Origin of the sequence: Brucella sp. IR068 (assembly GCF_049065885.1) — a bacterium.
Lineage (GTDB): Bacteria > Pseudomonadota > Alphaproteobacteria > Rhizobiales > Rhizobiaceae > Brucella > Brucella intermedia.
Map to the genome: position 1 here is coordinate 17,055 of NZ_JBAKHE010000019.1, position 13,667 is coordinate 30,721.

Sequence of the window (13,667 nt, forward strand, 5' to 3'; positions counted from 1 at the left end):
ATTCTCAAAGCGAGCTGCATATTCTTATTGCGTCCAACATCGCGGAGTGAATGTTCCGACTGGCAAGAGCATCTCCTATCCGGTGAAGCTCAAATCCAGGTCTTTCGCGGATAGGTTGAGGCGTGGCGGCAACCATAGCACGCAGGTCGGTAACACCGTCGTTTGAAGAATGGGGTCGCAGTGCTTCGAAAACTTCGTTGGACGGAACACTCCCCTGCTCCACAACAACATGATCGACCACAATCGTTTCTGTTTCTCGCGTGATATCGTTCACAAGCGTTGCGATCAGTCGATTGTCCTGGCGGTGGACTTCCCTCAAACGTGTTTCGGTTTTGGGATAAAGGCCAAATTTCAGAAAGAGCTTTTTCCAGCGTACCCGTTCGGCATAAGTCAGTTCTTCACAGATTTGGGCGTCTATGGTGACGAATTTCACCTTGGTCCCAAAGCCAACGGCCTTCTCGGCCGCCAGCGGAGCCGGATGTCGCCCGGTGCCATCAAAAACAAGAACTTCACCCGAGAGCTTGGACTGACCTGCCAGAATATCCCACGTGGAGATGCATAGATCACCGCCGTGCAGAAGATCAATTTGCGGCATACCGCCCGTTGCTAGCAAAACAACATCGGGATTTTGCGCCAGGATTTCGCTTTCATCAAGATAGGCATTCGTTTGGAGAGACGCGCCGAGACGATTAAGTTCAGCCACGCGCCACTCAACTATGCCGATGAGGTCACCGCGCCACGAACCCTTCGCGCCAAGAAGAAGCTGGCCGCCGAAATCGGATGCCGCTTCAAACAACGAAACCTCATGACCCCGTTCCGCGCATATTCTGGCAGCCTCGAGGCCTGCGGGTCCCCCGCCAACCACGACGACCTTACGTTTGGTGCTTTCGGTTTTAGTAAAGACCTGAGGCAGGACTGTTTCTCTTCCCGTTGCCGGATTATGAAGACACGCGGGACGATGCGGCGACTGGCAATGTGTAGCGCCTACGCATGGCCGGATTTCGCTTTCTCGTCCCGACGCTATTTTACTTGCAAGGTATGGATCAGCGATCTGCGCTCTGGTCATGCCCGCCATATCCATTTTGCCTTCGCGGATAGCGTACCGGGCGGAAGCAGCATCGGAAATACGTGCGGCATGGAATACCGGAATATCGAGCTCCCGGCGGAAACGTCCGACCGGCTCGACCCAAGGCGCAAGCGGCGATCCCATTCCAGGCATAGCGTCTTCCGCGAGACCACGGGTCGTGTCCATCATGCCATAAATCGCATTGAAAAAATCGATCCCGCCAATATCGCGAAGTGCTTGTGCAACCTTCAGAGATTCATCGAAACTCATGCCGCCATCGGGTCCTTCATCCACTGCCATGCGGATACCAACGATGAAATCATCACCGACGGCCTTTCTGATAGCTTCATGCACCATAAGCGGAAACCGCATTCGGTTTTCGAGCGATCCGCCGAAGCGATCGGTTCTGCGGTTGGAAATCGGAGACAGGAACTGCCCTATCATGTGACCACCAGCATGCGTTTCGATGCCGTCCAGCCCTCCCTCCTTGCATCGCAGCGCCGCAGCAGCAAATGCCTTCACAACGCGATTAATATCATGGTCGTCCATCTCTCTGGGGATGCTGCGATGAAGCGTTTCCCGGAGAGGCGACGGTGCTATCATCGCCAGTCGGTCGCCACCATAACTTTCGCCGCGTCGACCGAGATGTGTTATCTGGCACATGAGCGCTGCGCCGTGGCGGTGCATACGCTCGGCGAATTGCTGGAAATGGGGGATAATGTCGTCCGTACCAACATTCAGTTGCCGAAAGACGTTTGGGGAATCGATGTCGATATTGGAGGATCCGCCGAACATTGACAGGGCTATTCCACCCCTGGCCTTCTCTTCATGATACCGTTGATAGGCCTCGAGCGGCAATCCATTAATCTCCAGTCCACACGCGTGGCTGGTGCTCATGATGCGATTGCGAAGTTCGAGATGCTTTATTTTGAGCGGCTGCAGCAGTGGGTCCTTTTTGGCACCGTCTGAGGCTTGCTGGTACATCGCGTTTTCCCTTTGGTTTATAGAAACCCGTTCACACCTGACCCTGGGCCTAGGCATGTTCCTGATGCTACTGATGATTGTCGTGTCGTAATTCGGCTAGAATATCTGACTTAAGAACTGTTGGGTCCGAGGATCCTTGGCTGAGGTAAAGAACTCTTTCGGTGGAGCATGCTCGACGATCACACCTCGATCCGTGAAGTAGATGTGATCGGCCACTTCGCGTGCGAAGCCCATTTCATGGGTAACCAGAATGCAGGTCATCCCGTCGGACGCAAGTTCCTTTATCGTCGCCAATACTTCCTTGACGGTTTCAGGATCGAGCGCTGCGGTAACTTCATCGAAAAGCATAACGTCAGGACGCATGGCCAGGCTTCGCGCGATGGCGACACGCTGCTGCTGGCCACCTGACAGCTGGCCGGGATACTGGTTTTCCTTGCCAGTAAGTTTGACTTTTGCAATCAGAGCACGCGCCCGTTCCTCAACTTCCTGTTTTGGTTCACGCAGGACTTTGATCGGCGCCATCATGACGTTCTGCAAAACCGTCTTATGCGGAAACAGATTGTACTGCTGAAAGACTATTCCGACCTTTCGCCGCAATGCGAGCTTGTCGAGCTTGGGATCATTCACCTCCTGTCCGGCGACGATTATCGAGCCCTTCTGGACTGGGCTTAGACCATTGATACAACGAATGAGAGTCGATTTGCCCGAACCCGACGGACCGATGATGCAGATCACCTCGCCCTTGCGAATATCAAGACTTATCCCTTTGATAACTTCCAGATCGCCATACGCCTTGTGCACATCCTTTAGAGAAACCAGAGGGGGTGCATCGATATTTTCTTTATGCAGCATATTTTTTCTCCAGTTTCCTTGTCAGAAGCGCGATTGGATAGATGTATGCAAAGAACAGACAGAGAAGGAACAGATAGAACGGAAAGAGAAATTCCGGTCGTCCGCTCGACGCTTCCATTGCAGCCTGTGCGTTGGCAACAGACTCTCTGACGCTGAAAATAGAAGCCATCGGAGTGGAGAGCGTGAGTAGCGCATACCAGTTCATCCATGGGGGTATTGAACGCCGGAAGCTCTGTGGCAGTATGATATTCCAAAGTGTCTGAACGCGCGTAAAACCGAGACTTTCAGCCGATTCCCACTGCCCGGACGGAATGGACCGAACCGCTCCGCGGACGATCTCGCTTATGTTGCCCATGACGGGCAATGCAAAAGCAACGGTTGCTTTCATCCAGCCGGGAAACGGTATCACAATCCCGCCCGGAAGACGAAAATCCTCTGGCATCATATACATGGCGATAAAGAGAATAACGAGCCAAGGCGAATTTCTCAGGAGATGCGTCACCAGGCGCGCGATGGCTCTTACCGGCCAGAACAAGCTAATCTGCATGAGACCGAGCAGAATTCCGAGAACGGTCGCCAAGGCCATCGCTAAAAAACTCATATAGAGGTTCAGCAAAAAGCCACGCAAGATGAATGGAACCCACCCGAAAAGTGTCTCGACTGCGCTCGGCGTTCCGGCATTCATTGTTTGCGCATAAGCGACACACAATGATCCGAAAAACATTGCAACGAGAACAATTCCGTATCGCAACGACAGAGCGCTAGAGAATGCCGTTACGCCGTAATGCGAAGGAACAATTGTGAAAGCGCGCTTATTCATGTCCATACCCCGGTAGTGCCAAACGGCGTTCGAGAGCGTGGAGGCCCCAGGCGAGGATACTCACAACCGCGACATAGAACACAAAAAGCACGAGGATCATCTCAGGCACGTTGATGTTGTCCGACCAAACCTGATTGAGGACATAGGTCATTTCTGGAACGGCGATGACATAAGCAAGCGAGGTTGTTTTGGCCAAACTCACCAGATTATTCGTCAAAGCTGGCAGGCTAATGCGAAAAGCCAGTGGGAGCGTCACATACATATAGATTTGCCAGTTCGAAAAGCTGAGGCTTTCAGCGGCTTCTTTTGTCGTTTCAGGAACGGCTTCCAGGCCGGCCCGGAAGATCTCGACGTTGAACGCCCCACCAAAGATACCAAGCGAGATTACAGCCCACCCAAAAGAAGAGATGATGGGCTCGTAATACCCCCCCATGTCCACGGCTGGCGTGAATGCGCCCAGGCCGAAGTAGAAGAACAAAAGCTGGATCATCGGAGGTGTATTCCGAAACGCCTGGATATAGGCATCAACCGCCACGCGAATTATCGCGCTTTTTGACGTTTGTGCCCAAGCTCCCAACACACCGATCACCAGCGACAGCAGGATGGAAAATGCCATAAGCCGCAGTGAAATCAACGCCCCTTCGAGAAAGCGGCTGAACTCGTAGTCGTCATAGAAAACGATAAAGTTCAAGCCCGCAGTCTCGTTCAGATTGCGGAAGAAACTTGATATATGTTCGATCATCTTCACTCCGAGCTACTACTGATCAGAAAGCACCGGCCTTACTCTTTCGGCTCGAGATAAGCGGTATCCCAATGGAGCTTCTTATTCTGCTCAGTGAACCAATCAGACGGTGCGACATTCCATTTCTTGGCGAGTTCAATCAGCGTACCATCAGCTTGCCAGCGATATGCCATACCCGCCATGAATGCGCCCCAGCCCTTATCGCGTTCTTCAAGCGGGACAGCAGCAGCCCACGGATTATTATAGAGGGCCTGAACAGGCATTTCGTAATCTTGCCACTCTGGTGTTTCGAGATCAGCCATGATGCTGACATCATCGTAGACCCAGGCAATGCAACGTCCAGCACGCAGAGCTTCCTTACCTTCGGAATTTCCGGTAAATGCAATCAACTTTGCTTTCAGTTGCCGTTCGACTTGTTGATTATAGTAGTTTCCCTGCTTTCCGCACACCGGCTTTCCCGCAATATCGTCCCAGCTTTTTATGACCCCCTTCTTGGCAAGCAAGGTCGGACCCGAGGCCCAGTAAGCGGGTTCAATAATGCCGATGACCTTACGACGTTCTGCAGTATCATACATCCCGCCGATAATCAGATCGATCCGGTTCTGCTGGAGGAACTGCATGCGGTTCGCAGATGTAATAATGACAGGCTCTAGTTTGACACCCAGTGCATCTGAGACGCTCTTGGCGAGATCAACTTCAATGCCTTGAAGATTGCCGTCCGTACCTGGGAAAGACCAGGGCTTGAAAGCCCCTTGCAAACCAACACGGAGAGTGCCGCGTTCCAGGATTTCCTTCAATCGCTCACCATCAGCACGAGCCTGGCTTGCAAAAAGCGAAATCGCCATAGTAAGCGTGGAAACTGCCACCAAAGCAAGATTTTGATGTCTGCGCATACCCATTTCAGTTCACTCCTCTTTTTTGTTTCGTTAGGATTTTGCAGGCTCTCCCGAACGGTGAATTTCCCGTTGGTATTGAAGAAACTTGTCTACTTCGCGCTCGATCTGCTCTGCCCCCCAACCAAGCAGATCGGCAATTTCATTCGCCGCATTGGTCGCAATGGCGCGGTCTATATGCTGCCCCCAACCTATGCCGCTACGGGTATAGAAGATTCCTTTCAAATCCCGGGCATGTTCCCGCAAGACATAATGCCGAAACGACGGAGTGCCTTCATCAGCGCTCGACGTGTTCGACTGTTGCATTTGACTTGTTTGCCGATCACGCCGCATCGGAATATTTGCTTCAACCGCTGCCAGTAGCTCCCGTCCTGCACTCATGTGGCTCATGACCGGTCCGGCAGTCATCGCAAAAATTCCCGAAAGGCCTTTGTCCTTCAAATCATGGATTTGCCGAACTCTGTCGCCGTCAGGGCTTTTGGGATTAAAGGTTAACGGCCGCACACCGGCCCAGGTCAATTCGACATTCTGTTTCGTCAGATTAAGAGCAGGGAGAAGAAAATTGATCTCGTCGAGTAGAAACTCAATGTCGACATCATCGGCCCTGACGTTACTGGCGTCGCCTTCGAAAAAGGTTTCGGTCGGGCCAATATGATAAAGGTCCTCCTTGAACGGCAGACAATAAATCGGCATTCCCAATCTGCTAAGCGCGGCAACCCCATGACCACGATAATAATCCGGGAGACGAACGACTATATGCGCGCCTTTCGTCCCGTGAATCAGACGATCATTCCCCTCCCCGCACATCCCTTGTAGAACGTCATCGATCCAGGTTCCGGCGAGATTGAGAATGATAGGTGCGAACACGCTGCTCACTTCACGATCTGCAGAGCTAAGATCGACCCGCCATAGCCCATCAGAGTTTTTTTCTCTGATGCTCGCACTGGTGAACAAACGGACATCAGCGCCTAGCTTCTCTGCTTCGATGGCCGCATCGACGCAAAGCCTATCGGGCCAGTCGATGATGTATTCGCGGTAAGTCGCTATCGACTTCAGTTGTTTCCGATCTCGCAGGTCCTTTGCCAAAGGCACTGAGCTATCAAAGTTGCGCTTGTGCCGTTGGTACTCCAGCGGCAGTCGCCCCGATCCAAGACGCTTCAAGAGCGAAAGCCCAATATCCAGGTGCCATCCACGCAGATCATCCGCTTCGTATAAAGGAAAGCACATTTTGAAAGGCTTGCATCGCATTGGTTGGAGACGCACCAGTTCTTCCCGCGCATTCATAGCCGCACGCGCCATGGAAATCGCGTTCTTCAACTTCAAAGGCGACGATGCGAACGTGCGGACCGGATGTCTCGTCTCAAAATATCTGAGACCGCAGTGGAGTATCCTGGACGATCTGCTCGACGCGCCGTTTGCGAAATCACCCTTTTCAACAAGCAAGACCTTGTACCCAGCGGCGGAGAGTTCGCGGACAGCGCTGGTACCGTTGATACCGCCGCCAATGACGATCACATCATAACTTTCGTCCCGCGCGGCCTCCATCCTCATTTAACTGCTCCCTTCCTCGGCGTCGGGCGAGTACAGCAGCTAATTCGGAATGCTCAAAATAAAAAAATTGGCCTCCATTATGCAGTAAATGCATAATGGATTGAGCTCCCGGAAATCTGGCAACTTAAAGTTTCCTCTTCGTCAAATGTGCGGCAACTTCGCCAACACTGCGTCTCGCTCGCTGAAAAGAAGGTCCAGAAGCGCTTCCGACACGCGGCTTTGTGAACGGGAATAAGGCCGAAGTAACGCCACGTTGAACGGTATTTTGGGCAGGAATGGCACCAGCTTTACCCGATCATCAAGTTGATGAATGGCCGTGTAAGGGTCTATAAGCGCGACCCCCAGGCCAATTTTGGCAAATTCATAAGCCGCAGCGGAAATCGTTGTTTCATACGCTGGGTCCAGTTTTTCACCCGCCGCGCGGAATGCCTGCGCAATAATCGGGCCAGCTGCGGTGAAAGAGGCAAATGATACAAATGGTACATTTCGCAGATCAGCGGGTTCAATTTTATCGCGGCTTGCGAGATCGTGGTCACAGGGAACCGCAGCAATATAGGCGGCATCGCTGAAAATTTCTGTCTGAAAGCCAGACCGGCGGAATGGTAGTTCGGCAAGACCAAAATCCAGCTGCTGTGATGCAGCCCATTCCTCAATCTTGGCAGAAAGCCGAATATTCAGCTGCACACGTGTTTGAGGCCAGCTGTCTTTGAACTTTTTTAGCGCCTGGGGCATGAAACTTATCCCAAGGGCGGGCATAACAGCCGCAGTTATACGGCTGGTTTCACCTTCGGCAACAGTTGCCGCAAAATTTCGCAAAGAATCGAGGGATGTATATGCTCGATCGATTTCATCCAGAAGAAGGTGGGCAACCGATGTCGGCGTGATCAATCCTTTTCTGCGTTCAAAGAGCGTGACACCCAATTCCGTTTCAAGCTTATTCAGAAGCCGGCTGACAGCAGGTTGACTTCGACCTATAAGCTCGGCAGCAGCACTTACCGTTCCGGTTAGCATCACTGCCCGGAAGGCTGAAAAGTAGATGAGATTCATCCCCACTTCCCAGTTTTGCATTCCAGGCTTTTTCATAGATATCATTCCCTCAGATCAGTTGAGGCTCACACTCGCCGACAACAGTGTCAAGGGCAAACAAAAAGGAGCGGACAAAGGATGCACTCCACCGCTCAGTATGAAGCAACGGCGTTTATCGGATAGCAGCCCAAAGATGTTCGCTCATTACAGCCTCATTCAGCTCCACCCCAAACCCAATTTGTTCAGAGATCGGAAGGCGTCCATTCCTGGCCTTTTCCTCAAAGGGCACGGTAGCCACTTCAATATACCCGGGTATGTCAGCCCAATATGGAAAATGTTCCTGTATATAAAAATTTGGCAAACAGGCGCTCATGTGGGTCGCGATGTTGGCTGCGATCGAACTTCCGCAGACATGCGGCTGCACCTTCAATCCATAGGCATCAGCCATCGCTGATATTTTATGGACTTCAGCGAAACCACCCGCATTGCCTATATCCGGCTGCACTATGCTGATCACACGTTTCTCAAAAAGATCGCGAAAACCATGTTTGAGATAGTGCCGCTCTCCAGTCGCAATCGGAATATCAATCGACGAAGCGACTTGAGACAACGCACCGAGGTCGCCCGGATCGGTGATTTCCTCAATAAACTCGATATCGTATTCTTTGACACGCTCACAAAATCGCAAAGTATCTGCGATAGATATCCCGCCACCGAAATCGAGCATAAGTCTGATATCTGGCCCAACCACATGCCGTACGCCGCGCACCAGTTCGATCCCAGCTGTGACCGCTTCGAAGTTGTCCGAATGTCGTCCAGATGGATGCCGTAATGTTCCATTTGGTTGAATCTGTGCCAATGGATACATCTTGAGAGCATAATGGCCGTCGTCGACCGCTTTAGCAGCCTTTTTGATCAGGTCTGACGCGGACTTTGCTCCGAAATACCATCCATTCGCATAGTAGTTTAGTTCATCGCGAACCTTACCGCCGAAGAGTTCATATACCGGTACCTCCAATGCCCTGGCACGAATATCCCACAAGGCCTGCTCAATGGCACTTAACCCTGCGCAAGCAACTCCACCGGGGTTCTTTAGCCAAAAAGCCTGGTCATACATCTCCGAAACAGTCCGGTTGACGGATAGCGGATTAGATCCGAGCAAGAACCGTTCGCTCAGATCTTTGATCATACCTGCCGCTGCACTACCACCGCTTCCATAAGAAATTGCGGCCTCACCTAACCCAGATATGCCTTCATCAGTCTGAATTCTCACCAGAACGGGCTTCAAACCCTGTCCTTGCACATAGTACACCTCGGCGGAAGCAATTTTCATTCTACACCCCGTTGTTGGAGAAAAGCCTATTCCGCCGCAACGCCTACCCGACGCAGTTTCAATCTGAAGTCCTCCAGCGTTCCCTTATACTCCCACGTCTGAACAGTGTTGTGAGGACACTCAATAAAAATATAATCTTCGGTAACCGACAAAATTCTGGAGACCTTGATGAGTTTCGTCACAAACTCGCGCGTATCGAGATCATCGACGACAGCTTTCCGGTCCTCATCGTATCCGTGATATACCTTTGAAGCGCGTATTTCTGCTGACACATATGCCATGTGTTTATGTCCCTTGGATGTTATTATCGTATCGATGAGATAGATCGTTATAAGAGTGCCACCGGGGAATCAGAAATCGAAAGTACGCTGATCGGTATGCCGAGTTTGCATACCGAAGTTCGCAGAAGCTTCCTCAATCTCCAGAAGCGCGAACGGATACGTCGCAGGGTCTACTGTTTGCGCGATGAAGGACGCCGGGACGTGTTCGATTACCTCGGAATGTTCTACAACCTGAAACGAAGCGCCTTGCCCGTCTTTAAATCTTCGAAAATATTGCCGGGATAGTTTCCGCCGAAACTTCACCTCTCAGGAAAGCGAAGCTCCATGAACCTGGAAAACGTTCTTCGCCAGATCGATCCCAATCATCGTGTCGTATGTCATGCTGCCATCCTTCCACCCGTTGGATTTAACCCGACCATTCTCTGACAGAAGAGCGGCAACCACGCCATCTATTCAAATGGTCTGCTTGCTCGCTAACATTCTCAATGAAACTTGCGGCTTACGAAACTCATGTTTCCTCGGATACGAGCTCCTGAGGGCAGCAGTCACAGTGTATCAGGCTCCGTGGCTCCCGCTCCCAAGATGGTTCCAAAGTTCATTTTATGGCCCGGATCAATGAGATTTCGTAGCGATTGCATAAGATCCATTCTCACCGGATCTGATCGTAACTTGAGTTCTTTTACCAGCTTGCGACCAATCCCGTGCTCGGCCGAAAAAGTACCAGCTAGTTCGTCCACAACATCGTGCACACTTTTCATAATACGGTCAGTCATTGCAGCGTCTTTCGCATAAGCCGACCACTGATCATGTGTAAAGTGCGCGATGAAGTGAACGTTTCCATCGCCAATATGCGAAACAATCAGGATGTTTGCTTCGGGACAAATTTCTTGAACGGCAGCGCTAGCGCGCCGGATAAGCTCAGGCACATGGGTCGGACGAACGGCTATATCGTGCGAAAGGCTATGTCCATGAACCTTGTTTGCTTCCGAAACCGAATGCCTTATGTGCCAGATGTCTTCGGCTTGCGCGTGGCTTTGGGCGATAAAGGCATCCACCACCATTCCAGCTTCGAATTGTCCAGATAACCAATCTTCAAGCGCTTGATGTAATTCGCCCGTTGGGTCTGTACTGCCAAGTTCCACCAGCAACGACCATTCTGACCGGCTTTCGAGCGGATGCCTTGAACGAGGAATATGCTGAAGCACCAGATCAATCTGGTTTGACGATAATAGTTCCGCTGCTTGCACGGCTGTATCAAAGCGATCCTGCAATCCCATCAGGATGGGCACCGCCGCATCCAGATCTCGCAGTGCAATCCAGGCGTGACCCGAAGAACGCAAGATGGGCTGCAAGCGCAACGCGACCGCTGTGATTATGCCCAGGGTACCTTCGGCGCCGATGAAAAGGTTTTTCAGGTCATAGCCTGTGTTGTCTTTGCGAAGTGCCCTCAAGTTGCCTAGTACCTGGCCATCGGGCAATACCACTTCGATACCACAAATAAGATCCCGAATGGGGCCATATCGCAACGCACTGGTTCCACCCGCATTAGTCGAAGCAAGGCCACCCAATTGAGCGCTTCCCTCGCTGCCAAGATGTAACGGAATGCGGCGATCGACACGTGATGCTGCATCATGGGCAGCCGCTAATGTCAAACCAGCATCAGCAACCAAGATATTTGACGCTTTATCGATTTCGCGTATTGCGTCGAGACGACGCATGCCTATCACGATTGTTCGATCCGCAGCGACCGGCACGGCACCCTGACATAACCCGGTGTTGCCGCCCTGAGGCACAATTTTGCTGTTATGTATGTCGGCCAAGCGCATGAGGGTTGAAACCTGCTCGGTGGTTGCTGGCAGGACAACTGCCAGAGCTTCCCCCTTCTCGTAACCACGCCAGTCAGTCAGGTAAGGCTCTTTGTCGTGTGCATCAGTTAATACATATTGCCCGCCGATCGCTTGTCGGAGGTCATTTAAGAAAGCATTATCAGAGCTGGGCTTGGACAGCATTGTATACCTGCGAGTTAATCTGAAAAACTGTTGGAGTTTCCGGCTAACCGATCCACTCCGCCTGCCGCAGTGCGGCAATATTTTCGGCACCAGCAAAGGCCAAAAACAGGCTGAGCTCTTCATTGAATTGCTCGATCATCCTGACCACACCGGTCGTACCGCCCGCCGCAAGGCCATAGAGCGGCGCCCGTCCAAGAAACACACCGTCCGCACCAGCAGCAAGCAGCTTTGCCGCGTCGGAACCGCGTCGAACACCACTGTCGGCGAAAAGCGCTTTGCCCGGGCCAACTGCTTCTCTTATTTTCGGCAGCATGTCCAGCGGTCGTGCAGCACTATCAAGGTTTCTGCCACCGTGTGCGGAGACAACCACGCCATCGCACCCCAGTTTGAAGACCTCGACTGCATCAGATGCAGAAAGGATTCCCTTGATTAGTAATTTATAGGGCCAACGTTTGCGGAGCTCTCTTAAAAAATCCCTGTCAAGAATGGTGTCGAGAGCAAACCGGGGGTCACGAATAGAACTGGTTATTGCGGCGGAGACATCCCCGGGATAATGAGCATAGGATGGAAATCCATTTCGCATCAGATAGCGCCCCATGACACTTAACGTCCACCGCGGATGCAGCATGAGATCAATTGCAAGCGTTGCTGAAGGCTCCAATGGGACACCGAAGCCATTGCGGCGATTATGCACTTTTTTAGGTGAAGCGGGTGTGTCAACCGTGAGCACCAGTGTCTCAACGCCGCACGCTCGGGCTCGCTTCAGCAGTTTCCAGGTCTCGTTACGATCCTTCCAGACGTATAGCTGAAACCACAACTCACTCCCGTTAGCATTCGCCGAAATCTGTTCAATGCTTGTCGATGATTGCGTTGCAACCACAAAAGGCAGGCCCGCCTGCCTGGCTGCGCGCGCCATCTTTATCTCTCCATCATGCCGCACCATCCCGGCAAGTGCAGTCGGCGCTATCACGAACGGGCAGTTGTGGATGCCACCCAGAAATTCAACTGACAAATCCGGGGCTGACACGGGACGCAAAACACGAGGAATAATACGGCGGCTCGCGAACCCCTGATGAATGTCCGCAATCGCCGTTTCTGCTTCGGTTCCCCGATCAATATAATCGAACAGTGCTTTGGGGAGAAAGCGCCGTGCTTGATCCCGAGCTTCTGCAAAATCAAGAAATTGCGCCCCAAATGCCATATCTTATGCGATCCCTTCGGCTCGCAGGCGTTCGACGGCTTCGATGATTAGTTTTTCAGTTTTGTTGTCCGGCGCCTTCAAGGGCAACGATACAGGGCCAACAGGCAGTCCCAGATGGTCCATCATTGTTTTCAGAGGTCCAGGATTGACTTCGTTGAACAAGGCCATAAAGGTTGGAAGAAGCTTTCGATGAAGGGCGACGCCTTCAGCAAAATTACCGCTGACCAATGTATCGTGAATTCTTGTCCAGTAGGCCGGTAACATCGGCGCGCTGGCCAAGATGCCCCCGGTCGCGCCATACATGACGTGGACAGCATACATCATGTCGTCTCCCGACAGGAGTGATATACGATCTCCGATTGCTGTGGACAGCCGCTGAAAATAGTAGGTATCGGTGTTGCATACTTTTGCACCTATGATGGTCCCGTCTTCTCCCAGAGTCTTCAGGGTCTCGATCGCTGATACAAAACTGGTGCGAGCCGGGACATCATAATAGATAAGCGGCAGATCAACGCTTTTGCGGTAAGCACGAAAATAGTCAATCACCCCTTGCTGGCTCGGTATTACGTAGAATGGCGTCACGAGAAGCAGTGCATCTGCGCCTGCTTCCTTAAAGGCCGCTCCGTGCTCAACCGCCTCTGCCCAGCCCGGTGAAACAACGCCCGCCACCACAGGTACACGTCCGTTAACAAGACGAACAGTTTCACGAACGACCATGACCCTTGTTTGAAATGAGAGCGCAGTAAACTCACCAGTTCCACCAACGGGTGCGAGGCCTTTTGCGCCGCCAGAAATATTGATTTCAATCAGTGCTTCGAGCTTTGCCACATCAAGCTGACCGCTTTCGGTCAAAGGCGTGGGAATTGCAGGAAACATTCCCCGCAGATCAGTCTGCTTCATCGTCGATCA

General features: G+C 52.0%; 11 protein-coding genes and 1 pseudogene. 1 reads left to right on the top strand and 11 read right to left on the bottom strand.

Features of this window, described 5'->3' with window-relative positions; translation table 11 throughout:
• Positions 1–4: 4 nt before the first annotated feature.
• The 8 genes from ACOWVS_RS21235 to ACOWVS_RS21270 form a co-directional block, all read right to left on the bottom strand.
• Positions 5–2,050: an NADH:flavin oxidoreductase gene (locus ACOWVS_RS21235; RefSeq protein WP_075042245.1), complete on the bottom strand. Its 2,046-nt coding sequence runs from the start codon at positions 2,048–2,050 to the stop codon at positions 5–7.
• Positions 2,051–2,146: 96 nt separating this feature from the next.
• The gene (locus tag ACOWVS_RS21240) at positions 2,147–2,902 is read right to left on the bottom strand and encodes an amino acid ABC transporter ATP-binding protein (RefSeq protein WP_075042246.1); all 756 of its coding nucleotides are present in this window, start codon (positions 2,900–2,902) and stop codon (positions 2,147–2,149) included.
• On the bottom strand, positions 2,892–3,722 hold the full coding sequence (locus ACOWVS_RS21245; RefSeq protein WP_081375290.1) for an amino acid ABC transporter permease: 831 nt from the start codon (positions 3,720–3,722) through the stop codon (positions 2,892–2,894). Before ACOWVS_RS21245 ends, ACOWVS_RS21240 begins: the two co-directional genes overlap by 11 nt.
• Positions 3,715–4,464 carry an amino acid ABC transporter permease gene (locus ACOWVS_RS21250; protein ID WP_029928513.1) on the bottom strand — a complete coding sequence of 250 codons (750 nt, stop codon included), beginning with the start codon at positions 4,462–4,464 and terminating at the stop codon, positions 3,715–3,717. Before ACOWVS_RS21250 ends, ACOWVS_RS21245 begins: the two co-directional genes overlap by 8 nt.
• A gap of 38 nt (positions 4,465–4,502) precedes the next feature.
• Positions 4,503–5,363, bottom strand: a complete 861-nt coding sequence (locus ACOWVS_RS21255; protein WP_345568882.1) for a transporter substrate-binding domain-containing protein — start codon at positions 5,361–5,363, stop codon at positions 4,503–4,505.
• A 27-nt stretch (positions 5,364–5,390) separates the two neighbouring features.
• Positions 5,391–6,908, bottom strand: a complete 1,518-nt coding sequence (locus ACOWVS_RS21260) for an FAD-dependent oxidoreductase (protein WP_075042248.1) — start codon at positions 6,906–6,908, stop codon at positions 5,391–5,393.
• A gap of 141 nt (positions 6,909–7,049) precedes the next feature.
• Positions 7,050–7,991 carry a LysR substrate-binding domain-containing protein gene (locus tag ACOWVS_RS21265; RefSeq protein WP_247644451.1) on the bottom strand — a complete coding sequence of 314 codons (942 nt, stop codon included), beginning with the start codon at positions 7,989–7,991 and terminating at the stop codon, positions 7,050–7,052.
• Between the two features lie 115 nt (positions 7,992–8,106).
• Positions 8,107–9,267: a mandelate racemase/muconate lactonizing enzyme family protein gene (locus ACOWVS_RS21270; protein ID WP_075042250.1), complete on the bottom strand. Its 1,161-nt coding sequence runs from the start codon at positions 9,265–9,267 to the stop codon at positions 8,107–8,109.
• A gap of 398 nt (positions 9,268–9,665) precedes the next feature.
• Between ACOWVS_RS21270 and ACOWVS_RS21275 the strand changes: the two are divergent.
• A pseudogene (locus ACOWVS_RS21275) lies at positions 9,666–9,788 on the top strand (IS3 family transposase); the annotation flags it as partial.
• A 305-nt stretch (positions 9,789–10,093) separates the two neighbouring features.
• On the opposite strand, the gene ACOWVS_RS21280 reads toward ACOWVS_RS21275, so the two are convergent.
• From ACOWVS_RS21280 to ACOWVS_RS21290, 3 genes are read right to left on the bottom strand one after another with little or no spacing between them, the layout of a single operon-like run.
• A complete protein-coding gene (locus tag ACOWVS_RS21280; protein ID WP_075042253.1) occupies positions 10,094–11,557 on the bottom strand; it encodes an FAD-binding oxidoreductase in 1,464 nt (487 codons plus the stop codon).
• Positions 11,558–11,600: 43 nt separating this feature from the next.
• Entirely contained in the window at positions 11,601–12,758 is a 1,158-nt protein-coding gene (locus ACOWVS_RS21285; RefSeq protein WP_075042254.1) for an alpha-hydroxy acid oxidase, read from the bottom strand.
• A gap of 3 nt (positions 12,759–12,761) precedes the next feature.
• Entirely contained in the window at positions 12,762–13,658 is an 897-nt protein-coding gene (locus ACOWVS_RS21290) for a dihydrodipicolinate synthase family protein (RefSeq protein ID WP_075042255.1), read from the bottom strand.
• Positions 13,659–13,667: the final 9 nt, after the last annotated feature.

What these genes read in the sequence shown, in the direction of transcription:
- ACOWVS_RS21260 (WP_075042248.1), bottom strand. Translation starts at nt 6,908, where the DNA reads ATGAGGATGGAGGCCGCGCGGGACGAAAGTTATGATGTGATCGTCATT.
- ACOWVS_RS21280 (WP_075042253.1), bottom strand. Translation starts at nt 11,557, where the DNA reads ATGCTGTCCAAGCCCAGCTCTGATAATGCTTTCTTAAATGACCTCCGA.
- ACOWVS_RS21250 (WP_029928513.1), bottom strand. Translation starts at nt 4,464, where the DNA reads ATGATCGAACATATATCAAGTTTCTTCCGCAATCTGAACGAGACTGCG.
- ACOWVS_RS21240 (WP_075042246.1), bottom strand. Translation starts at nt 2,902, where the DNA reads ATGCTGCATAAAGAAAATATCGATGCACCCCCTCTGGTTTCTCTAAAG.
- ACOWVS_RS21285 (WP_075042254.1), bottom strand. Translation starts at nt 12,758, where the DNA reads ATGGCATTTGGGGCGCAATTTCTTGATTTTGCAGAAGCTCGGGATCAA.
- ACOWVS_RS21245 (WP_081375290.1), bottom strand. Translation starts at nt 3,722, where the DNA reads ATGAATAAGCGCGCTTTCACAATTGTTCCTTCGCATTACGGCGTAACG.
- ACOWVS_RS21255 (WP_345568882.1), bottom strand. Translation starts at nt 5,363, where the DNA reads ATGGGTATGCGCAGACATCAAAATCTTGCTTTGGTGGCAGTTTCCACG.
- ACOWVS_RS21270 (WP_075042250.1), bottom strand. Translation starts at nt 9,267, where the DNA reads ATGAAAATTGCTTCCGCCGAGGTGTACTATGTGCAAGGACAGGGTTTG.
- ACOWVS_RS21265 (WP_247644451.1), bottom strand. Translation starts at nt 7,991, where the DNA reads ATGAAAAAGCCTGGAATGCAAAACTGGGAAGTGGGGATGAATCTCATC.
- ACOWVS_RS21290 (WP_075042255.1), bottom strand. Translation starts at nt 13,658, where the DNA reads ATGAAGCAGACTGATCTGCGGGGAATGTTTCCTGCAATTCCCACGCCT.
- ACOWVS_RS21235 (WP_075042245.1), bottom strand. Translation starts at nt 2,050, where the DNA reads ATGTACCAGCAAGCCTCAGACGGTGCCAAAAAGGACCCACTGCTGCAG.